Genomic DNA, 21,176 nt, shown 5'->3' on the forward strand with positions numbered 1-21,176 from the left:
TAGAGGAAGGTGCAGGCGGCGCTCCGAGATCCGGACGTCGCCTTCTGCGTTGAGGTACTTGGGAGGGGCATTCGGTGTTCAGTCGTGTCGCCATCGTCAACCGTGGAGAGGCCGCGATGCGGCTCATCCACGCCGTCCGGGACCTCTCGGCGGAAACCGGGGCACGGATCGAGACGATCGCCCTCTACACCGACGCCGACCGCAACTCGACCTTCGTGCGCGAGGCCGACGTCGCCTACGACCTCGGCCCGGCCTCGGCCCGCCCCTACCTGGATCTCGCCGTCCTCGAATGCGCCCTGCTGGAGACCGGAGCCGACGCCGCCTGGGTCGGCTGGGGCTTCGTCGCCGAGGACCCGGCGTTCGCTGAGCTGTGCGAGAGGATCGGCGTCACCTTCGTCGGTCCCAGCCCCGAGGCCATGCGCAAACTCGGCGACAAGATCGGCTCGAAGCTGATCGCCGAGGAGGTCGGCGTCCCCGTCGCCCCTTGGAGCCGGGGCGAGGTGGCCACCCTGGAGGAGGCCCTGCGCGCCGGTGACGAGATCGGCTACCCGCTGATGCTCAAGGCCACGGCGGGTGGTGGCGGTCGCGGTATCCGCATGGTCGCCTCCGCCGAGGACCTCACCGACGCCTACGAGCGCACCAGCCAGGAGGCGCTGCGCGCCTTCGGCTCCGGTGTGGTCTTCCTGGAGCGCCTGGTCACGGGTGCCCGACACGTCGAGGTGCAGGTCATCTCCGACGGCCAGGGCACCGCGTGGGCGCTGGGCGTGCGCGACTGCTCCGTGCAGCGCCGCAACCAGAAGATCATCGAGGAGTCCGCCTCCCCGGTCCTGGAGCCCGAGCAGGCCGCCGAGCTCAGGGCCTCCGCCGAACGCCTCGCCGTGGCCGTCGGCTACCGGGGCGCCTGCACCGTCGAGTTCCTCTACCACCCGGGTGAGCGGCTCTTCGCGTTCCTGGAGGTCAACACCCGCCTCCAGGTCGAGCACCCCATCACCGAGATCACCACGGGCACGGACCTGGTCCGCATGCAGCTCTTCGTGGCCTCCGGCGGGAAGCTGGAGGGCACACAGCCCGGGGAGATCGGGCACGCGGTGGAGGCCCGCCTCAACGCCGAGGACCCCGACCGCGACTTCGCGCCCTCCCCGGGCCGCATCACCCGCCTGGACATGCCCTCCGGCCCCGGCATCCGCGTTGACACCGGTGTGCGCGAGGGTGACAGCATCCCCGCGGACTTCGACTCGATGATCGCGAAGATCATCGCCTACGGCCGCGACCGCGAGCAGGCGCTGGGCCGCCTCCGCCGCGCCATGTCCGAGACGACCGTCATCATCGAGGGCGGCGCGACCAACAAGAGCTTCGTCCTCGACCTGCTCGACCAGCCCGAGGTGATCGACGGCAGCGCCGACACCGGCTGGATCGACCGCGTGCGCTCCGAGGGCCGCCTGGTCACCCACCGGCACTCCGCCGTCGCCTTGGCCGCGGCGGCCATCGAGGCCTACCGCGACGAGGAGGAGGCCAGCCGCCAGCAGCTGCTGTCCACCGCCCACGGCGGCCGTCCGCAGGTGCAGCACGACACCGGCCGTCCCCTGGACCTCAAGCTCCGCGGCGTCGGCTACCGGGTGAGCGTGGCGCGGATCGGGCACAAGCGCTTCCGTGTCGGCGTGTCCGGTGGCGGCGACGTCCACCCCGCCGACGTCCAGGTGGAGCGGTTCGACGCCCACAGCGGGCACATCACCGTCAACGGCCGCAGGTACCGGCTCGTGTCAGCCACGCACGGCCCGGTCCACCTGGTCGAGATCGACGGCGTCACCCACCGGGTCAGCCGCGACGAGGGCGGCGTCGTCCGCTCGCCCGCCCCCGCCCTGGTGGTCGCCACGCCGCTGTCCGTGGGGGACGAGGTCGAGTCGGGCGCCCCGATCCTGGTCCTCGAGAGCATGAAGATGGAGACGGTGCTGCGCGCGCCGTTCCGCGCCCGGGTGCGCGAGTGCCCCGTCGCGGTGGGCGGCCAGGTCGAGACCGGCGCCCCGCTCATGCGCCTGGAGCCCCTGGGCGACGACGACGCCGAGGACACCGACGACCAGGCCGGGACCGTCGAGATCGACCTGCCCGCGCCGGTTCCGGCCGCCTCCGCAGGACAGCGCGCCGACCAGGGACTCAGCGACCTGCACGGTCTCCTGCTGGGCTTCGACTTCTCCCCGGAGGAGCGCTCGCGTGTGCTGGCCGACTACCTCACCGCTCGTGAGGAACTCGGCGCGGAGCCGATCGAGGGCGAACTCGACCTGCTCACCGTGTTCGCGGACCTGTCCGAACTGAGCCGCAACAAGCCGGGCGGCGCCGTCGACGCCGAGCAGGACCACCGGGTGCACAGCCCCCGCGAGTACTTCCACAGCTACCTCCAGAGCCTCGACGTCGAGCGCGCCGGGGTGATCGAGGGCTACCAGAACAGGCTCACCCGGGTCCTCGCCCACTACGGCGTCACCGACCTCGACCGCACCCCGGAGCTGGAGGACGCGGTCTTCCGGATCTTCCTCGCCCAGCAGCGCATGGGCGGCTACGTCACGATCGTGACGGAGCTGCTGCGCCGCTGGCTGGCCGACGCTCCGCCCCAGGAGCCGCTCGGCGAGCGCGCCGGGCTCGCCCTGGAACACCTGATCGAGGCCACCCAGGTCCGCTTCCCGGCCGTGTCCGACCTGGCCCGGGGCGTGGTGTTCCGCTGGTTCACCCAGCCGCTGCTGCGCCGCAACCGCGCACGGGTCTACGCGTCCGTCCGTGACGAGCTGCGTCACCTGGACCGCGAACCGGACTCCCCGGACCGCGCCGACCGGATCCAGACCATGGTCGCCAGCTCCGAACCGCTGGTGCGACTGATCGGTCAGCGGATCGGGCGCCCCGGCAAGGACCACGCTCCGCTGCTCGAGGTCCTGACCCGCCGTTACTACGGCAACCGCGGCCTCTCCGAGGTCTCGGCGAGTCAGAGCGGTGGCTGCCAGCTGGTCACCACCGAGCACACCAACGCCCAGGGGGTGACCCGTGTGGTCGCCACCGCCGTGGACCTCGCCGACCTGCCCGACGCCCTTGGGGCCGTCGCCGAGCTGGCCGCCGACGCCCCGGAGCACGGACTGGTCGCCGACCTGTACGTGACCTGGGAGGACCAGCCGGACGCCGACGCCATGGCGGTGCGGCTCGCCCGGATCCTGGCCGACCACACGCTGCCCAAGGGCGTGCGCCGCGTCACCGCCACCGTCGCCGGCACCAGCGGCGCGGTCATGCACCACCACTTCACCTTCCGTCCCGAGGGCGGTGCACTGGTAGAGGACCGGCTGATCCGGGGTCTGCACCCGCAGATCGCGCAGCGCCTCCAGCTCCAGCGGCTGCGGGAGTTCGACCTCACCCGCCTGCCGTCCGCCGACGAGGAGGTCTACCTCGTCAAGGCGGTGGCGCGCAGCAACCCGTCCGACGAGCGGCTGATCGCGCTGGGCCAGGTCCGTGACCTCACCCCGCTGCGCGACGCCGAGGGCCGACTGGTCGCCCTGCCCGCCGTGGAGGGCACGCTCGCTGCCTGCCTGGACGCCATCCGCAACATCCAGGCGCAGCGCCCGCACAACAAGCGCTTCGACACCAACCGCATCCTCATGTACGTGTGGCCGCCCACCGAGCTGAGCATCGACGAGCTCAACGCCCTGGTGGAGCGCATCCTGCCGACCACCGACGGCGCCGGGCTGGAGGAGGTCCAGTTCGTGGCCCGCCAGCGCACCGACGAGGGCGAGCTCACCGAGATGGCCGTGCGGGTGGCCCTCGAACCGGGCAGCGACGCCCGCGTGCACGTGGGGGAACCGTCCACCGAACCGGTGCTGCCGCTGGACGACTACCGCCAGAAGGTCCTGCGAGCCGCCCGACGCGGAACCGTCTACCCCTACGAGCTGACCGACATGCTCACCGGGACCGAAGGGACCTTCGTCGAGCACGACCTCGACGAGAACGGCGTGCTCGTGCCGGTCGACCGGCCCCGGGGACGCAACACGGCGGCGATCGTGGCCGGAGTGGTCACCACTCCCACCGAGCGTCACCCCGAGGGCGTCACCCGCGTAGTGCTGCTCGGCGACCCGACCAAGGCGCTGGGCGCGCTGTCCGAGCCGGAGTGCTCGCGGGTCATCGCCGCGATCAACCTGGCCGAGAACATGGGAGTGCCCCTGGAGTGGTTCGCGCTCTCCGCCGGTGCGCGCATCTCGATGACCTCCGGTACCGAGAACATGGACTGGGTCGCGGCCGCGCTCAAGCGGATCGTGGAGTTCACCCAGGACGGCGGCGAGATCAACATCGTGGTCGCCGGGATCACGGTGGGCGCCCAGCCGTACTGGAACGCCGAGGCGACCATGCTCATGCACACCAAGGGCATCCTGGTGATGACGCCGGACTCCGCGATGGTGCTCACCGGCAAGCAGTCGCTGGACTTCTCCGGTGGTGTGTCGGCCGAGGACAACTTCGGTATCGGCGGCTACGACCGGGTGATGGGCCCCAACGGCCAGGCGCAGTACTGGGCGCCGAACCTGCCAGCCGCCCGCGACGTGCTGATGGCGCACTACGACCACACCTACGTGCTGCCGGGCGAGGACGGGCCGCGCCGGGCCCTCACGAGCGACCCCGACCACCGGGACGTCTCCGACTTCCCGCACTCCGTTGAGGGCAGCGACTTCACAACGGTGGGGGAGATCTTCTCCGCCGAGCACAACCCGGACCGCAAGAAGCCGTTCGACATCCGCACGGTGATGCGGGCCCTGGCCGACCAGGACCACCCGGTGCTGGAGCGCTGGGCCGGGATGGCCGACGCCGACACCTCGGCGGTGCAGGACGCGCACATCGGCGGTTGGCCGGTCTGCCTGGTGGGCATCGAGTCCCGCTCGGTGGCGCGGCGCGGGTTCCCGCCCACCGACGGGCCCGACACCTACACGGCGGGCACGCTGTTCCCGCGTTCGTCCAAGAAGACCGCGCGGGCGATCAACGCGGCCTCTGGCAACCGCCCGCTGGTGGTGCTGGCCAACCTGTCCGGCTTCGACGGTTCGCCGGAGTCGATGCGCAAGCTCCAGCTGGAGTACGGCGCGGAGATCGGCCGGGCGATCGTCAACTTCGACGGCCCGATCGTGTTCTGCGTGATCTCCCGCTACCACGGGGGAGCGTTCGTGGTGTTCTCCAAGGCGCTGAACCCGAACATGACGGTTCTGGCCCTGGAGGGGTCGTTCGCGTCGGTGCTGGGCGGCGCTCCGGCCGCTGCTGTGGTGTTCGCCGGTGAGGTGAACAAGCGCACCGCGACGGACCCGCGAGTGACCGAGCTGCAGACCCGGGTGTCGGAGGCCGGTGCCGCCGAACGCGCCGAGCTCAACGCGGAGCTCTCCGAGGTGCAGGCCTCGGTCCGAGCCGAGAAGCTGAGCGAGGTCGCCACGGAGTTCGACGGCGTGCACAGCATCCAGCGCGCGGTCGAGGTGGGTTCGGTCGACGCCATCATCCGCGCCGCCGAGCTGCGCCCGAGCATCATCGACGCCATCGCCAAGGGCATGAAGCGCTAGACGGTACGGAAACGGCCAGCCCCGTTCTGGGGGCTGGCCGTTTCCGTGTGTTCGTGTGGAATGATGTCCGCCAAGCGTCCGCAGAAACGAGTCAGGCGATTATCAAGCGGAGATAACGGCCCGCATCGCCGCAGGTCATTAAGCGTGAGCCCCGCGCACGCGGGGATGGACCGCAGGACCACACCGGCCTTACACCAGGAGAACCGTGAGCCCCGCGCACGCGGGGATGGACCGTCGTCGAGGCCCTGGAGCTGCTCCGCTCACAGGTGAGCCCCGCGCACGCGGGGATGGACCGACGCCCTGTACGGGCGTCGGGAGTCGTTGATCGTGAGCCCCGCGCACGCGGGGATGGACCGACCGCCCGCACCCAGCTGCTCGCCCTCGCCGCGTGAGCCCCGCGCACGCGGGGATGGACCGCTTGGTGCCCGCCCCGAGGGCGCTGTGCTGAAGTGAGCCCCGCGCACGCGGGGATGGACCGGTCCAGGCGGGCGAGCTCGTCGACGCGGGCATGTGAGCCCCGCGCACGCGGGGATGGACCGACCGGTGAGGCGAAGCTTCGCCAGCTCATAGGGTGAGCCCCGCGCACGCGGGGATGGACCGCAGGCGGAGCGGGACCGTGCCCGCCGTGCCCGGTGAGCCCCGCGCACGCGGGGATGGACCGACCGACACGTTCACCACCCGAGCATGGGTCCCGTGAGCCCCGCGCACGCGGGGATGGACCGGACCCCTTGGGGGTCGAAGCAGGGAGAAAGTGGTGAGCCCCGCGCACGCGGGGATGGACCGAAGGGCGACAAGGGCGAGGCCGTCAAGGCCCTGTGAGCCCCGCGCACGCGGGGATGGACCGGTCGGCAAGCCGGGTGTCCCGCTCGTCTTGGAGTGAGCCCCGCGCACGCGGGGATGGACCGGCGACCGCGCGGTCGCGCCACCAGTCCCGGTCGTGAGCCCCGCGCACGCGGGGATGGCCCGTGCTCGGTGTAGAAGAGTTCGGGGGCGTGTCATCGCCTCGAAAACGCGGGTCCGTCAGGCGGGTGCCCCCACCACCCGAACCGGTGGCGGGGGCTGGTGCCTACTTCGTGTCCTCACCGGCGGGGAGCGGCAGCGGGAGCGCCGGTGGGCCGACCGGCAATTCCCCCTCCAACGCCCTCCAGGCCGCCGCCCACCGCTGGAAGTCGGCGGACGTTCCCTCAAGAGCGACGACGAAGGCGTTGAGCAGGGCGAACGTGGGGAGCCTGTCGGATCGGAGCGCCTCGCAGAAGCGGGACGAGGACCTCACACCCACCCGGTCCGCCATCACCCTGAAGGACGGCGATCCGGCCCAGCGCCGGTACTTGTTCATCAGTTCGATGAACTCGGGGACGCTCGTGGCCTGCACCGGGTCCGGCTTCATTCCGGCACCGGGCAGATCCTCGGGAACCTCGGGTACGAATCGCGCCTGCACGAAACTCCGCTCAGTCGGGGACCAGATGTGGGTCCGGCGTTCGGGACCGACCGGTCCCTGGACCAGGAGGACGGGGACTTCGCCCCAGAGGTTGCCGTCCTCGTCCATACGGATGTTCTGGGGGTCGACGTCGGTCTGGATGACGTACCTGGGTCCGCGTGCCTGGTCCATCAGTTCGCCTCCCGGGAACGTCGGTTTCCCGGAGAATCCGGGTGTCGATGTGCGGTCAAAATGGGAGAACCCTTCATGGCTGGTTTTCATGTTCGGGGTTTTCGTGGTCGGCTGGATGATCGCCTGGCCCATTTGTGTGCAGATCGGGGCGAGGGATTGGAGACGCCGCAGACCGGCTGGGAGGTGACCGAAGGCCGATGAGGGGAAATTACCTCACCAAGAGGCCACGTGCCCACCAGGCGACTGGAGGTATGTCCGTCCCTGGTCGCTTAGGTGTCGTAATTGACTGTGTCGCCAGTAGGCACGGATTTGTCACCGGTGCAGTCCTATGGTGTTCGGAAGTGTTCGATAATGTTCGTTTGGCAGCGAATGTCGTTCGACGGCTTTAGAATTTGGACTGATGGGTATGAGTGTGTTCGGTCGCAGGCCTTTGTCTGAGCCATTTTCGGCCCTGCGGATACCCGCATTGCGGCATAATGCCAAATGGGAGGGGCGGCTGGATGACGGTCGGTTGGGACTGGAGACCTCAGCCGACCGGCGACGGGCCCTCCACGCACAAGGGCCGCACCCCGAGGGGTGCGGCCCTTGCTCACGGCGAACCGGTCAGATCCAACCGTGCTCCGAGGCGATCCGCGCGGCCTCATGACGGTTCGAGGCGTCGAGCTTGGAGATCACCGAGGCGAGGTGGTTGCGCACGGTCCCCCTGCTGAGGCAGACACGTCGGGCGATCTCCTCGACCGGCGCGCCATCGCGCGCCAGGGCGAGGACGTCGGACTCACGCGGACTGAGCGGGGAGTCCCCCGCGCTGATCGCCTCGGCGGCCAGGTCCGGGTCGACGTGCCGACCACCGTTCGCGACCTTGCGCACGACCTCGGCGAAGGTCCGGGAGGACACAGTCTTGGGCAGGAAGCCGCGTGCACCCGCGGCGAGTGCCGACTTCAGGTAACCGGGGCGTCCGTGCGAGGTGACGATCACACAGCGACATCCCGGCAGCTCGGTCGCGAGCCGACGGGTCACCTCGATGCCGTCGGGCCCGGGCAGTTGCAGGTCGAGCAGCGCCACGTCGGGGCTGACACGAAGCGCCGTGGCCAGGGCCTCGTCGCCCGACGCCGCCTGGCCGACCACCTCGAAGTCGTCCTCCAGGGCGAGCAGTCCGGCGATGGCGTCCCGGATGAGGTGCTCGTCATCGGCGACAAGCAGACGGATCACGCCTTGCCCCCTCTGCGGAGCGGGATCGCGGCGTGGAGCCGGAACCAGTCGCCGTCATGGCCGGTGTGCACCCGTCCGCCGATCGCGCGCACGCGCTCGGACATCGCGTCCAACCCGGTCCCCTCGGCGAGCCGCGCGGGATCGGCGGGACCGGCTCCGTCGTTGGCCACGCTCAGGTGCATCTCGTTGTCCTCCTCCTTGGTGGTGAGCGTGACCCGCGTCGCCGTCGAATGGCGCAGCAGGTTCGTCACGCCCTCTCGTACGACCCATGCCAGCGCCTCGGCGTGCGCGCCGGGTACGGGATCCCCGGTCACCGTGCAGCGGATGCCAGCGGACTCCAGGAGGGATCTCGCTCCCGACAGTTCGTCCTCCCAGGTCGTGCGGTGTTCGCCCCGCACGACCCGACGGACCTCGCTGCCCGCGTCCTGCGCGAGGCGCCGCACCTCGGTGATCTCCGCTGCGGCGCGTTGGGAATGGCCACGATGAACGAGCTCCGAGGCGAGGGAGCTCTTGACCGCCATGGTTGCCAGGGTCCGGCCGAAGACGTCGTGGAGGTCGCGGGAGATGCGCAGGCGTTCGTTGGCGAGGGCGAGCGCCGCGCGGTCCTCATGTGCGGCCTGGAGGTCCAGGAGCACCCGAAGCATCCACGCGCTCGACCAGCAGAGCCACAGGACGACGCTGACCATGACCAGCCCGACCACCAGGAGAACGGGATCGCCGAAACCCACCAGCGCGACAGTGAGGGCGAGCGCCGCAGCGTTGAGCAGCAGCATCCGGTCCCCGCTGAGGGAGAGCCCGATGCTGGCGCCGCTCGCGCCGATCGCCGCCGCGACGGTCAGACCCAGAGCGGGGAACGGAAGCGTGAGGGTCACCGCGATGAAGGCGGCGAGGACCAGTACCCACGCTGACACCCAGATCAGCGGCAACCGCCCCGCGCGGCCGACCACGGAGTCGACGCTCCAGTTGGCGACGAGGACGTTTCCGGTGACCAGGGCCAGGGTCAGCGCCCCCAGCGCGACCAGTGACACTGTGGGCGCCGCGATCGGGCCCCCGGCCTCGACCACGCTCCTGAAGAGGGTCCCGGAGGGGATCGTGGTGGCGAAGTAGGTGGACCAGCGCAGGTACGCCTCGAACCTGCGCGGGCCGACCGAGGGGGAGGCGTTCATGGCCCTCATTCTCCCCTCACCGCTGCTCGGGGTGCGGGCTCGCGGGGGTCAGGGCCGGTCCGGTCCTGTGCGAACGCCACCACACCACGGCGGCGATCACGGCGACGGTGAGGGTGGGAACCAGCAGGACCGGAGACCCCGCACCCGCGGACCGGTCCGTCACGGCGGAGCCGATGTCCGTGTGCAGGGCCGCGGCGATGACGAAGGTGACCGTGTTGAGCAGGGCGTGGATGACGACCGCGATCTCGATGCCGCCGGTGCGCCAGGTGATGACGGCCAGGCTGGCCGCGAGCGTGAAGTACCAGAGGTTGATCCAGGGGTCGTCCGCACCGTGGAGGACCGTGAACAGTGCGCTGGAGACGAGGACGCCGAGGAAGAGCGAGACGCGTGGTCCGCGTCCCCAACTCCCCGCGATCCGGAACACGAGGCCGCGCAGCCCGTACTCCTCACCCGCTGATTGCAGGGGAGTCAGCAGGAGGGTGATCACGATCAGGACCACCAGAGAGGCGGCCGACCAGTGCGTCCGTTCCCCGGCGGGGGACAGGTTCAGGACGAGTAGCGAGAGCAGCCAGACCGGGCCGATGAACACGAGCGCCCGGCCGAGGACGTCGAACCTGAACCGGGAGGCCACCGAGTGCAGCGAGGCTCCCCTGACTCCGTAGAGCCAGCGCTGGAGCACCATGCTCCACGGGATCAGGAGGGTGAGGGAGAACATGGTCGCGCCGTGGTAGAGCGGTGTGTAGTCGGTTCCGCCCATGGCCGGGTTGACCCTGCCCATCCTCAGGTCGGCGAAGCCCGCTGCCTGGGCGGCGGCGAAGCTGAGGACGAACATGCCGAGGATCAGGAGCGCGATAGCGAGGAGGCCGCGTCCGACGCGGCGCTTCCCTCCGGCGAGGACCCGGTGGTACTCGACCCCGGGCGGGACGTGTCCTCGTGCGCGGACGTGCTGTTCTCCGGCTTCGGGCTGCGCAAGCGTGTCGTTGAAGCTCATGTCCCGAACCTAGGCAGACGAAGCCCTGTCACACAGTGTCACCAGTCAGGGTCTGGTTCGGTGTTCCGCATGGAGTGGCCATGACAGATGTCATGGGCGGGGTCGGCTGTCCTGGCCCTCGACGGGCTTTCCCCGGGCCCGGCGGAGCCCGTCGGGGCGGCCGATCCGGGTTCCGTGCCGGACGGGTGGGACCGTCTCACATACGAACGGGAGGTTCCGGTCTCGGCCGCGCGCCTGTGGGCCCTGGTCTCCGACCCCGGGCGTCGGGCGGAGTGGGAGGCCGGCGAGGTGGAGGCGCGGGTGGTCGGGGACGGAACGGTCGCCCTCGTGTCGCCGGACCAGCCCGTGAGGAGGGAGACGGTCACGCACCGGGTCGAGGGCCGGGAGATCGTCTGGACGCGGGACGACGAGGGGACCGGTCAGGCGCTCCTGGTCGTCGTCGAGTCGATCGGTGAGCGCGCCCGGCTGCGGGTGCGCAGGAGCTGGCCGAGCGCGCTGCGCCACCGACGAATCGCCAACCGCCTGCTCCACTGGATCGTCCGCAAGCAGCTGCGGATCCACGTCCAGACCATCACCCAGGCCGCCGCCCAGGACCGTCCGCGCCCCGAAGCGCGTCTAGGGCTCTCCGCTGAGAAGGGCGGTCACGCGCTCGGCCTCGGCCGCCAGGAGGGCGCCCAGCTCGGCGACGCGGGGCTGGTCCAGACGATAGACGGGCCCCACGACGCTGAGGGCCGCGACGATTCCCGTCGCGGCCCGCACCGGGGCGGCCACGGCCATGACCTCGGGTTCCACGATGGAGACCGTGGCGATGAACCCCTCGGGAGGGGTGGCGTCGCGCAGGGCCAGACCCACGGCGGACCCGTCCTGCGGGAAGCGGTGCCCCACCCAGCTGACGTGGCGGATCGTGTGACTGCCCTCGGCCTGGGCGATGTACAGGACTCCCTGGTCCGGCGTGCCCACGCACAGGTAGCTGGACTCGCCGGTCGCGCGGGCCAGCTCACCCAGGGACGGCTGCGCGAAGGCGGCGAGTGAGTCGTGGCTCAGGGCCCGGGCCCCGATGCCGACCAACCGGTGACCCGGGCGGAAGGCACCGTCCTCCCCCCGTAGGGCGAACCCCGTGGACTCCAGGGTGCGCAGCAGACGCAGGGCGGTGCTGGGCGCCAGGTCGGTCCGGCGCGCGCACTCGGTGAGCGACACCTCGCCCTGTTCGGCGACCACCGCCAGGAGTTCCAGCGCCCGCTCGACGGTTCGGGTCGACTGCTCGGCCACGTTGTTCCTCCGGTGAGAAATCCGCCCGGGACACGGGCGAACGACGAGTAGTTTCCATACAATGCAAGCATGCTGCCACCTGATGGCAGGCTATCGCCACGGGATGTTGAGGGAGGCGGGCATGCTGAACCTGGACGGATCTCCTCTGGACTGTGGCCGGATCGCGCGGGCGGCACGGTTCGAGGAGCCCGTCGCGTTGACGTCCGAGGCCTGGGCGCGGGTGGCCGCCTCGCACCGTGGAGCCGAGAGGGCCACCGAGCGCGGTCCGGTCTACGGGCGCAACACGGGGGTGGGCGCGAACCGGGACGTCGCGGCCGGAGCCGAGGGGCACGGCCTGCGCCTGTTGCGGAGCCACGCGGCGGCGGGCGGGGCACCGTTGCCCGGGGAGGCGGTGCGCGCGATGCTCCTCGTGCGGATCAACCAGATCGCGGTGGGCGGCTCGGGGATCTCCCCGCAGACCACCCGGGCGCTTCTCAGCATGCTCAACACCGGGGCCCTTCCCAACGTCCGGGAACACGGCACCGTGGGCACCGGTGACCTGGCGGCACTCGCCGGGGCGGGGCTGACGTTGCTGGGCGAACGACCGGCGGACGCCCCCTGGGCCCCGATGGGAGGCTTTCCCGAGACGGACGCGTTGGCGCTGATCAGCAGCAACGCACTGACCCTGGGCAGGGCCGCGCTCGCGGTCGCCGACCTTGACCCGCTGCTGCGCGTCGCCACCGTGACCACGGCCCTGTCCGCGCTGGCCTGCCGGGCCAACCCTGAGGCCTTCTCCGCTGAGGCCGCCCGCGCCGCCGTTGTGCCGGGCGCGGCCACAGTCGCCCGGGGGCTGCGTGACCTCATGGGTTCCGTTCGGCCCGCACGGGTCCAGGACGCGTTCGGGTTCCGAGCGGCGCCCCAGGTCCAGGGGGTCGTCGTCGACGCCCTGGCCGAACTCGCGGGGCTGGTCGGCGCACTCACCGCCACCGCGCAGGAGAACCCGTTGGTGGTGGCGGACCGGGTCGTGCACCACGGCGGGTTCCACATGGCCGGGTTGACCCTGCGCCTGGACGCCCTGAGACTGGGCCTGGCCCAGGCGGCCCCGGCGCTGTTGGGGCGGTTGCGCGCCCTGTCCGACCCCGCGGTCACCGGGCTGCCCGCCTTCCTCGCCACGGGCCCGGCGGGTTCCTCGGGCACCATGATCATCGAGTACACGGCGGCCTCCTCCTACGGTGTCCTCCGAGCCTCGGCGGCCCCGGCGTCCCTGGAGACCGTGGTCCTGTCCCGAGGAGCGGAGGAGGACGCCAGTTTCGCGCCGTTGGCGGTGCGGCAGACGGAGACCGCCACCGCCGCTCTGCGCACCCTCCTGGCCTGTGAGCTCCTCACCGCCCTGCGTGCCCTGTCGTTGCGGGGGAGCGACGCGTCCGTGTTCCACCAGGCCAGGCACGCCCTGCGCGCACAGGGCGGTGCGGACGAAGACACCGACGACCGCGACCTCCAGGAGGACCTGGACGCCGCCGAACGCGCGCTCCCGCAGCTCGGGGGTCCGTTGGCAACGCAGTGGGACGCCGCGCCGGAGCGGGCGCGGGCAAGCGGGTTCTGACCGGCGACGGGGCCGGGCCGGGCGTTGGGTGGGTGCGGCCCACCCACCCTCACCACTTCCGGCCGAAACCTCCCGGACCTAGCCTTGACGGCATGGGCACTGACCGAAGCTCCGATCCCCGGTTCCACCTGGGGGAGTTCCTGAGCGCCAGGCGTTCACGGCTGCGCCCCGAGGACCTCGGGCTGGTCACGTACGGCCGCCGCAGGGTTCCGGGCCTCCGCCGCGAGGAGGTGGCGCTCCTGGCCGGGGTCAGCACCGACTACTACATGCGCCTGGAACAGGGCCGCGAACGGCATCCCTCCGCGCAGGTGGTCGAGGCGCTGGCCAGGGCGCTGGAGCTGGACGGGGACGCCGCGGACCACCTGCGTCGACTGGCGCGCGCCGATGGACGCCCGCACGGCCGGGCCCGCCGGGACTCGCGGGTCTCCCCGCACCTGGCCCGCCTCTTAGAGCGCTGGAGTGACACTCCGGCCTTCGTGCTGGACCACCCTCTGGACATCCTGGCCCGTAACCGCCTCGCCGAGGCCCTGCACTCCGACTTCGCCCTGGACGACAACCTGGCACGCATGGTCTTCCTCGACCCGGCCGCGCACCGATTCCACCGCGAGTGGCGGCGGACCGCCTCGGCGACCGTCGCCGAACTCCACCGCGCGGCGGGCCTGAACCCGGACGATCCCCGGCTGAACGAGGTCGTCGGTGAGCTCGCGCTCAAGAGCGCGGAGTTCCGTTCGCTGTGGGCGCGACACGACGTGCGGGGCAAGACGGGCGACGCCAAACCGCTGCACCACTCCGAGGCGGGCGACCTGGACCTGCGCTACGACAGCTTCACGGTCAACGGCGCACCCGGGCAGCAGCTGATCGTCTACCAGGCGGAACGGGGGAGCCCCTCGGAGGGCGCTCTGGCCCTGCTCGGATCCCTGCACGCCGATGTCCAGGATCGGGGCGACCCGGCGGAGCGGGACCGCAACGGCCGGGACCGGTTCGATTCGAGACCGGGGTTCCGGGAGCCGCCGCCCCGGTGACTGGGAGTCGCGCACCAGGGATGACGGCGACCTGGTTGCCCAGGCGGAGCGGGACGAGACTTCGGGGTGAAGGCGGTGGAGCCCTCCACCGCGCGGCATCCGACCGAGGAAGCACTCATGAGCTCCGAGACCATCGCACACGACCCCGGGAGCCCCGTCCTCCTGGAGGAGATCCGGCGACGGGCCGACGACCCCGGGCGGCGTGTCCTGTTCACCAACGCGACCGTGGTCACCATGGACCCGGAACTCGGGATCCTGGAGCGCTCGGACGTCCTGGTCGAGGGGGACTCGATCGCCCGGGTGGGTCCCGGCCTGGAGGCGGAGAACGCGGTGGTGGTCGACGCCACGGGCACGATCATCACTCCGGGGTTCGTGGACACCCACCGGCACGCCTGGCAGTCCCAGCTTCGCAGGATCATGCCGGACGTGAACGATCTCGTGGACTACGTGACCACCACCCTGGCCGGTTACGCGCCGCTCTACGAGCCCCGGGACATGTACGTCGGCACCCGGCTGGCCGCGCTGTCGGCGATCGACGCCGGCATCACCTGCATGCTCGACTTCTCACACAACTCGAGGTCGCGCGAGCACTCCGACGCCGCGGTCCGGGCGCTGGTGGACAGCGGCGTCCGCGGTGTCCACGCCGCGATGGGGCCGCACTTCGGCGCCTGGGACCAGCAGTGGCCCGGAGACCTCGCCCGGCTCCGGGAGGAGTACGCGGACGGTTCGGACCGGATGCTGACCCTGCGGGTCGGGGCGCTGGCCACCGACGAGATCGCCGGACCGTCCCTGGCCTACGGGCCGGAGCTGGCGCGCGTCGCCAGGGAACTGGATATCGGGGTCAGCGTTGACGCGGTCTTCGGTACCGCGTCGTCCCGGTCCGTGCGGGCCTGGGCAGACCAGCGGCTGCTGGGGCCGCACGTCACCCTGATCCACGCCACCGGCCTGACCGACGAGGCGTGGAAGCTGATCGGGGAGACCGGGACCACGGTCTCCCTGGCACCGACCTCCGACGCCCAGATCGGTCTGGAGACCGCGATCCCCGCCGTCGACGAGGCACTCGCCGTGGGAGTGCGCCCGGGGCTGAGCATTGATGTGGAGGTGGCCCTGGCCGGGGACATGTTCACCCAGATGCGGGCCCTGCACACCGTGCAGCGGATGCGCGCGGTCAACGCCGCCTACGGTGCCGAGGCCGAACCGGTCCGGATCGGCGTGCACGACGTGCTGGACTTCGCCACCCTCCAGGGGGCACGGACCAACGGGCTGGCCGGAGTGACCGGTTCGCTCACCCCGGGCAAACGCGCCGACCTCCTGGTCATCGGTGCCGAGGACCTGAACAACATGCCGCTGAACGACCCGGTCGGCACCGTGGTCCTGGGCGCGGACGCCCGCAACATCACGGCCGTCCTGGTCAACGGCGAGCCCCGCAAGTGGGGCGGGAGGGTGCTGGACCTGGACCTGGACGCACTGCGGGAAGAGGTCCACGGCTCACGGGACCGGCTCCTCGGACGGTCCGGGACGCAGACACCACCGCACGAGCGACACCGAACGATCACCGACGCGTGAACGCCACCAAGCGAGAACAGGACATGAGGAGCACCATGAACGAGACCCCGAAGACCCCTGCGTCGAGCGACCCGACTCCTGCGGTCCAGCCGAGGCGCGACGAGGCCCTGCTGGCCCAGGTGAGCGATGCGGACGGACGCCCACTGCTGCTGACGGGCGGCGTCGTCATCACGGACGATCCGCGGATGGGCGACTGGCAGCGGGCGGACGTCCTCATCGGGGGAGAGGTGATCGTCGGGGTCGGTCCGGGCCTGCTGACGGCGGCCGGGGACGACGGCATGATCGTGATCGACTGCTCGGGGACCGTCGTCCTGCCCGCCTCCCTCGATCTCACCGGGGATCGTGTGGGCGGCACCCTGACCCCGGGTGGGACCGCGAATATCGCCGTGTTCCGGATCGCCGACGAGTCCGGAGACCCCGAGGGAGCCGCTTCGACCGGTAACGGTCGACTCGACCTGCTGATCACCGGCGGGCGGGTCAGGATCTGGAACGGACGGCCGGTCGAGGAGCCGGGTTCCGACACGGAGGGGGTGACCGAGCCCGTCCACGACCCGGACCACCCCCACACGGGGCTGTGGGTGGAGGAGAACGGGTTCGTCCGCCAGGAGCTGCTGCCGAACGGTCGCTACGACGAGGCACGCGGTGACAGGGAGAGCGCCTACACCGGCCGGTACTGGGTCGACGGTTCCCGGATCGACTACCTCGACGACCTGGGTTTCTGGGCCTTCGGAGAGTTCGACGGAGACGTGTTGCACCACGCCGGATACCGCTTCACCAGGCGCTGAGGCGCTGAGGCGCTGAGGTGCTCGGGCGGTGCCGTACGGCCACGGGCTGACGTGGACGGTGCCGCCCGGGACTCACCGCACGACGTCGAGGATCTGCTTCTGCACGCCGTTGGAGTACACCTGGTGCTCGACGAGTTCGAGCCGGGTCAGGTCCTTGTCGGTGTCGCTGAACAGTCGCTTGCCCGCTCCCAGGAGCACCGGGAAGACCAGCAGGTGGTAACGGTCGACCAGCCCGGCGTCGGCGAGGGCGTGGCCCAGGGTGGCGCTGCCCTGGACGGAGAGCGGGCCGCCCTCGGTCCTCTTCAGCTCGGCGACGTCCTCGACCGTGCGCAGGATCGTGGCGGGCCAGCGCGGGTCCTCCTCGGTGAGCGTGGTGGACACCACGTAGCGGGGCTTGGAGTTGTACCCGGCGAACTCCTCCATGCGGGGCCACACCCGGGCGAACGCCTCGTAGCTGTGCCGACCCAGCAGCAGGGCGCCCGCCTCCTCCTGTTCCCGCCCCTTGATCTCGAAGGCCGCCTCGTCCGCCTCCACGGAGTTCATGGTCCAGCCGGAGTTGCGGTACCCGCGTTCCCCGCCCGGGGCCTCCATGACCCCGTCGACGGACACGAAGGCGGTGACGATCAGGCTGCGCATGGTGCCTACCTCGCTGCTGGGTCGTTGACTGTCCTGGGTTTTGTACCACCGGGGTCGGACATCGCGGGTCAGGCGGTCGCCGCGACGGCGGCGCGTCGGACACGCCGAGCGGGGACGTGGGTTGATCCGGTGGGGTGACCGGTGGCAGGCTCCTGAGCAAGGAGACCGCCACGACAACGGCGTCGTGGCGGCCTCCCTCCGCGCCGGTCAGTCGCGGCTCGGCGGTTCCTCGCCGAGGAAGAAGGCGGTGGTCCGGTCCCGGGCCGCCTCGGCCTGGGGACGCGATTCCCCGGACACCACGCTGGCCTCGGCCCAGTGCGCGCTGCTCGCCGTGATGAATCGGCGGCCCTCGTCGGTGCGTTCCCAGCCCTGCGCCTCCTGCGGCGTGAGCGCACCCGCGTGCAGGTGCTGGGCCAACCCGAGCAGGGCCAGGTCCCAGCCCACACCGGTGGCGCCCGGGCCGAACTGCTCCCAGAACTGAGCCACCGAATCCGCGTCCGCGGTGTGTTCCAGGGTCAGCCGCGCGCCGTCGCCGTCCGGGTCCACCCGGACCGCGATCCAGCTGACGTCCCCGCCGTACTCCCAGGTGGCGCTGAAGGAACGGGGTGCCTCGCAGGTCTCGACGGTTCCGTTCGCGTTGCCCTCCACCTGGTACCGGCCGCCCTGGCGCAGGTCCCCCGAGACGGGGGCGAACCAGCGGGGGAGCCGTTCGGCGGAGGTACAGGCCTCCCACAGGTCCTCGACCGTGGTGGAGTAGCGCTGGCTGATGGACGACACCAACGTCCGGCGTCCGTCACGATCCCCGGTCTCCAACGCTCGGGAGACGGCTTCGATCTGCCCGTCCACGTCGACGGGGTTGCGCTCGCTCATGGTCACTCCTGGGTGCGTCGTTGTCGCTTTCCCCGGGCGATCTCGGTCTCCAGAGCGGCCAGCCGCGGCGCCCAGAACCGGCGGAACGGGTCCAGCCAGTCGTCCACGGGGCGCAGCGCCTCGGCGTCGATGGAGTACAGCCGCCGGGCTCCTTCGGCGCGCACGGTCGCGAAGCCGTGGTCCCTCAGGACCCGCAGGTGCTGGGAGACGGCGGGCTGGCTGATCCCGAACTCCTCGCGGACCACCGTGGTGAGTTCGCCGGAGCTGAGCTCCCCGTCGGAGAGCAGCTCGAGGAGCCGCCGTCTGACCGGGTCACCGAGAACGTCGAAGGCATGCATGACCAGAGTATATCAAGCTAGGCTTATATAAGTGGAGGCTGAGGTAAAGGATCCTGGACGCGAAGGAGCCCCGCGCGCCGAACGTGCGGCTCGCGGGGCTCCGTGGCGTGTCCGGGTCAGCCCAGGACGACGGGCAGGCGGTCGAGACCGCTGGAAACGATGGAGGCCGTTTCGGGGAACTCCTCGCCCTCGGCCAGACGGAGGTTCGGGAACCGCGTGAACAACTGCTCCAGCGCCGTGATCCCCTCCAGTCGGGCCAGACCGGCACCGAGACAGAAGTGCGGGCCGTGCGAGAAGGCCAGGTGCGAGTTCTGGGCGCGGCGCAGGTCGAAGACGTCCGCGTTCTCCCCGTGCTGGGCCGGGTCGCGACCGGCGGCACCGAAGCCCATCAGCAGGGCCTCGCCCTTGGGCACGCTCACCCCGCCCAGGGTGACGTCCTCGGCCGTGTAGCGCAGGGGCATGTACTGGACGCTGGCGTCCCAGCGCAGGGTCTCCTCCACGGCGTCGGCCCAGGACGCCTCGCCGCCGCGGATCAGGGCGAGCTGGTCCGGGTGGGTGAGCAGGGCGTGCACCGCGTTGCCGATGAGGTTCATCGTGGTCTCGTAGCCCGCGCCGATCATGAGGATCAGGGTCCACACGAGTTCGCTCTGCGACAACCGCTCGTCGCCCTCGGCGCGCGCGTCGAGCAGGGCGCTGGTCATGTCGTCACCCGGGTTCTTCGCCTTCTCCTCGGCCAGCTCGCTCAGGAAGCTCTGGAGGTCCGTGTTGGTCCGGGCGGCCACCTCGGGGGTGATGGTCGCGTCGAAGACCCGGTGGATCAGCGTGTGCAGGGTGTCGCGGTGCTCCTCGCCGACACCGAACAGCTCGGAGATCACCGTCATCGGCAGGGGCAGCGCCAGGCCCGCCCGGAGGTCGACCGGACCAGGGCCGGCGGCCTCGACGGCGTCCAGGAGCTGCCCGGTGATCTTCTCGACGCGGGGACGCAGCGCCTCCACCCGGCGCGGGGTGAACGCCTGGGACACCAGGGCGCGCAGCCGCCGGTGCCGGTCCCCGTCCGCCGTGAGCATGTTGTCCGGGGCCACCCAGGAGATGAGCGGCCAGTCCATGGGGATCTCGCCCTCGGCCCAGGGGCGCCAGTGCCGCGCCTCCTTGCGGACCCCGGGGTGGGCGAGCGCCTCCATGAGCACCTCGTGTCCGGTCAGCGCCCGAACAACCACGCCACCAACGATCTCAACTTCGACGACGGGGCCTCGGGAGCGGAGTTCTGTGGTCTGTCGGTGGAGGTCGTAGGGGTGGAGGACGGGGATGTCTGTTGCCATGGAGGTGTCGTGCCCTTCGGGGAGACGGGGGTGAACGTTACCGGCAGCTGGGAGAGCGCCAGGGCGAACGGGGCGGGTCGTCGGTGGACGTCCTCCTTGTTCGTCCGCAGGTCGGGCAGGCGCTTGGTGAGGGTCTCGACCCCGACCTGCGCGATAGCGTACGCGAATCCCTGTGCCGGGCACCGGTGCGGTCCGACCCCGAACGCGAGGTGCGCGCGGTTGCCCGACTCGATGTCCGGACCCTCCCCTGCCATCGTGGCATGCGCGGCCGCGTATCCGAGGAGAATCGGCTCACCTGCCCGGATCACCGTGCCCGTGCTGACCCGCACGTCCTTCACGGGGTACAGGACGGGGTAGTTGTTGACCGGGGGGTCGATCCACAGCAGCTGGTCGATCGCCTCGCCGATCCCCACGCGGGCACCTCGGAAGGCCTGCCGGACCTCGTCGTCCGCGAGGAGCGTGTGGGTGGTCCCGGAGATGAGGTTCGCGGTGGGTTCGGCCCCGGCCCCGATCGTCACCACGAGTTGGTGCAGGAGTTCCTCGTCGCTCAGCCCGGACCGGTGCTGGAGCAGCCAGGAGGTGACGTCCTCGCCGGGCTGGGCGTGCTTGGCGGAGATCGCGTCGGACAGCGCCCGCTCGTACTCGCCGTTGGACTTGACGACGTCGATGCCGTCCCACAGGGCGCTGAGGGAGTTCAGTACGCGCTCACCGACGTCGCGGGAGAAGCCGAAGATCTCGCACAGGACCAGGAGCGGGAGCAGGCGCGCGTACTCGGAGACCAGCTCGGCCTGACCGCGTTGGCAGAAGGCGTCGATGAGGATGTCGGCGTGCTGGCGTGTGATGTCCCCGATCCGGCTCTCCGGGACGCGGCCCAGGGAGTCGATCACCGAGCGCTTGAGGCGGGCGTGCTCGTCGCCGTCGGAGTACAGGAGGTTGGGACGGTGCATCATCATCGCCACGACCGGGGCGTCGTCGGGGATGCGGCCCTCACGCCAGTCGAGCCACAGGCGGGAGTCACGGCGGAAGGTGCGGGTGTCCCGGCACCACGCGGTGATCAGTGCGTAGTCGGCGACGACCCAGGCCTTGATCCCGGGGAAGATCTCGGCGGGGAACACGGGGCCGTGTTCCTTGACCATGCGCCGGTTGACCGCGTGCGGGTCGGCGGTGAATTCAGCGGAGTGCAGCTCGGCGTACGGGCATCGGGGGGCCACGGGCATCCTGTTCTGGGAGGCGACGAAGCGCCCAGTCTAATGAAA

General features: G+C 71.0%; 15 protein-coding genes and 1 CRISPR repeat array. Of the genes, 5 read left to right on the plus strand and 10 right to left on the minus strand.

Annotated features, from left to right (window positions below; all coding sequences use genetic code 11):
* The first annotated feature begins 74 nt into the window (after nt 1-74).
* The gene (locus KBX21_RS09315; protein WP_210841646.1) at nt 75-5,558 is read left to right on the plus strand and encodes a carboxyl transferase domain-containing protein; all 5,484 of its coding nucleotides are present in this window, start codon (nt 75-77) and stop codon (nt 5,556-5,558) included.
* 144 nt (nt 5,559-5,702) lie between these two features.
* Nucleotides 5,703-6,524: a CRISPR direct-repeat array (repeat unit 29 nt; unit sequence GTGAGCCCCGCGCACGCGGGGATGGACCG).
* A 100-nt stretch (nt 6,525-6,624) separates the two neighbouring features.
* Here KBX21_RS09315 and KBX21_RS09320 read toward each other — a convergent pair.
* From KBX21_RS09320 to KBX21_RS27105, 5 genes are all read right to left on the minus strand, one after another.
* Nucleotides 6,625-7,167, minus strand: a complete 543-nt coding sequence (locus KBX21_RS09320) for a hypothetical protein (protein WP_210841647.1) — start codon at nt 7,165-7,167, stop codon at nt 6,625-6,627.
* 603 nt (nt 7,168-7,770) lie between these two features.
* Complete coding sequence (locus KBX21_RS09325; RefSeq protein ID WP_017545076.1) at nt 7,771-8,376, minus strand: DNA-binding response regulator; 606 nt, start codon at nt 8,374-8,376, stop codon at nt 7,771-7,773.
* Nucleotides 8,373-9,542 carry a sensor histidine kinase gene (locus KBX21_RS09330; RefSeq protein ID WP_210841648.1) on the minus strand — a complete coding sequence of 390 codons (1,170 nt, stop codon included), beginning with the start codon at nt 9,540-9,542 and terminating at the stop codon, nt 8,373-8,375. Before KBX21_RS09330 ends, KBX21_RS09325 begins: the two co-directional genes overlap by 4 nt.
* A 16-nt stretch (nt 9,543-9,558) precedes the next feature.
* On the minus strand, nt 9,559-10,533 hold the full coding sequence (locus KBX21_RS09335; protein ID WP_210841649.1) for a CPBP family intramembrane glutamic endopeptidase: 975 nt from the start codon (nt 10,531-10,533) through the stop codon (nt 9,559-9,561).
* Nucleotides 10,534-11,148: 615 nt separating this feature from the next.
* On the minus strand, nt 11,149-11,802 hold the full coding sequence (locus KBX21_RS27105) for an IclR family transcriptional regulator (RefSeq protein WP_210841650.1): 654 nt from the start codon (nt 11,800-11,802) through the stop codon (nt 11,149-11,151).
* 121 nt (nt 11,803-11,923) lie between these two features.
* Here KBX21_RS27105 and KBX21_RS09345 point away from each other — a divergent pair, with 121 nt between their 5' ends.
* From KBX21_RS09345 to KBX21_RS09360, 4 genes are all read left to right on the plus strand, one after another.
* On the plus strand, nt 11,924-13,384 hold the full coding sequence (locus KBX21_RS09345; protein WP_210841651.1) for an aromatic amino acid lyase: 1,461 nt from the start codon (nt 11,924-11,926) through the stop codon (nt 13,382-13,384).
* 92 nt (nt 13,385-13,476) lie between these two features.
* The gene (locus KBX21_RS09350; RefSeq protein ID WP_210841652.1) at nt 13,477-14,406 is read left to right on the plus strand and encodes a helix-turn-helix domain-containing protein; all 930 of its coding nucleotides are present in this window, start codon (nt 13,477-13,479) and stop codon (nt 14,404-14,406) included.
* Between the two features lie 117 nt (nt 14,407-14,523).
* On the plus strand, nt 14,524-15,972 hold the full coding sequence (locus tag KBX21_RS09355) for an amidohydrolase family protein (protein ID WP_210841653.1): 1,449 nt from the start codon (nt 14,524-14,526) through the stop codon (nt 15,970-15,972).
* 35 nt (nt 15,973-16,007) lie between these two features.
* On the plus strand, nt 16,008-16,757 hold the full coding sequence (locus tag KBX21_RS09360) for an Atu4866 domain-containing protein (protein ID WP_082206303.1): 750 nt from the start codon (nt 16,008-16,010) through the stop codon (nt 16,755-16,757).
* A 72-nt stretch (nt 16,758-16,829) separates the two neighbouring features.
* Here KBX21_RS09360 and KBX21_RS09365 read toward each other — a convergent pair whose 3' ends face one another.
* The 5 genes from KBX21_RS09365 to KBX21_RS09385 all read right to left on the minus strand — a co-directional run bounded on the left by KBX21_RS09365 (nt 16,830) and on the right by KBX21_RS09385 (nt 21,131).
* Complete coding sequence (locus KBX21_RS09365) at nt 16,830-17,393, minus strand: dihydrofolate reductase family protein (protein WP_210841654.1); 564 nt, start codon at nt 17,391-17,393, stop codon at nt 16,830-16,832.
* 207 nt (nt 17,394-17,600) lie between these two features.
* Nucleotides 17,601-18,263, minus strand: coding sequence for an SRPBCC family protein (locus KBX21_RS09370; RefSeq protein ID WP_049568276.1), 663 nt, complete (start codon nt 18,261-18,263; stop codon nt 17,601-17,603).
* Between the two features lie 2 nt (nt 18,264-18,265).
* Complete coding sequence (locus tag KBX21_RS09375) at nt 18,266-18,601, minus strand: helix-turn-helix transcriptional regulator (RefSeq protein WP_049568273.1); 336 nt, start codon at nt 18,599-18,601, stop codon at nt 18,266-18,268.
* Between the two features lie 116 nt (nt 18,602-18,717).
* The gene (locus KBX21_RS09380) at nt 18,718-19,818 is read right to left on the minus strand and encodes a cytochrome P450 (protein ID WP_210841655.1); all 1,101 of its coding nucleotides are present in this window, start codon (nt 19,816-19,818) and stop codon (nt 18,718-18,720) included.
* Nucleotides 19,800-21,131: a cytochrome P450 gene (locus tag KBX21_RS09385; RefSeq protein WP_049568271.1), complete on the minus strand. Its 1,332-nt coding sequence runs from the start codon at nt 21,129-21,131 to the stop codon at nt 19,800-19,802. The genes KBX21_RS09380 and KBX21_RS09385 overlap by 19 nt, the downstream gene beginning before the upstream one ends.
* Nucleotides 21,132-21,176 lie beyond the last annotated feature (45 nt).

Source organism: Nocardiopsis sp. B62, from assembly GCF_018070675.1.
Taxonomy (GTDB): Bacteria; Actinomycetota; Actinomycetes; order Streptosporangiales; family Streptosporangiaceae; genus Nocardiopsis; species Nocardiopsis prasina.

Excerpts from the sequence above, each read along its gene's own strand:
- KBX21_RS09330 (WP_210841648.1), bottom strand. The coding sequence starts at position 9,542 with ATGAACGCCTCCCCCTCGGTCGGCCCGCGCAGGTTCGAGGCGTACCTG.
- KBX21_RS09320 (WP_210841647.1), bottom strand. The coding sequence starts at position 7,167 with ATGGACCAGGCACGCGGACCCAGGTACGTCATCCAGACCGACGTCGAC.
- KBX21_RS09360 (WP_082206303.1), top strand. The coding sequence starts at position 16,008 with ATGAACGAGACCCCGAAGACCCCTGCGTCGAGCGACCCGACTCCTGCG.
- KBX21_RS09345 (WP_210841651.1), top strand. The coding sequence starts at position 11,924 with ATGCTGAACCTGGACGGATCTCCTCTGGACTGTGGCCGGATCGCGCGG.
- KBX21_RS09355 (WP_210841653.1), top strand. The coding sequence starts at position 14,524 with ATGAGCTCCGAGACCATCGCACACGACCCCGGGAGCCCCGTCCTCCTG.
- KBX21_RS09335 (WP_210841649.1), bottom strand. The coding sequence starts at position 10,533 with ATGAGCTTCAACGACACGCTTGCGCAGCCCGAAGCCGGAGAACAGCAC.
- KBX21_RS09375 (WP_049568273.1), bottom strand. The coding sequence starts at position 18,601 with ATGCATGCCTTCGACGTTCTCGGTGACCCGGTCAGACGGCGGCTCCTC.
- KBX21_RS09365 (WP_210841654.1), bottom strand. The coding sequence starts at position 17,393 with ATGCGCAGCCTGATCGTCACCGCCTTCGTGTCCGTCGACGGGGTCATG.
- KBX21_RS09370 (WP_049568276.1), bottom strand. The coding sequence starts at position 18,263 with ATGAGCGAGCGCAACCCCGTCGACGTGGACGGGCAGATCGAAGCCGTC.
- KBX21_RS09350 (WP_210841652.1), top strand. The coding sequence starts at position 13,477 with ATGGGCACTGACCGAAGCTCCGATCCCCGGTTCCACCTGGGGGAGTTC.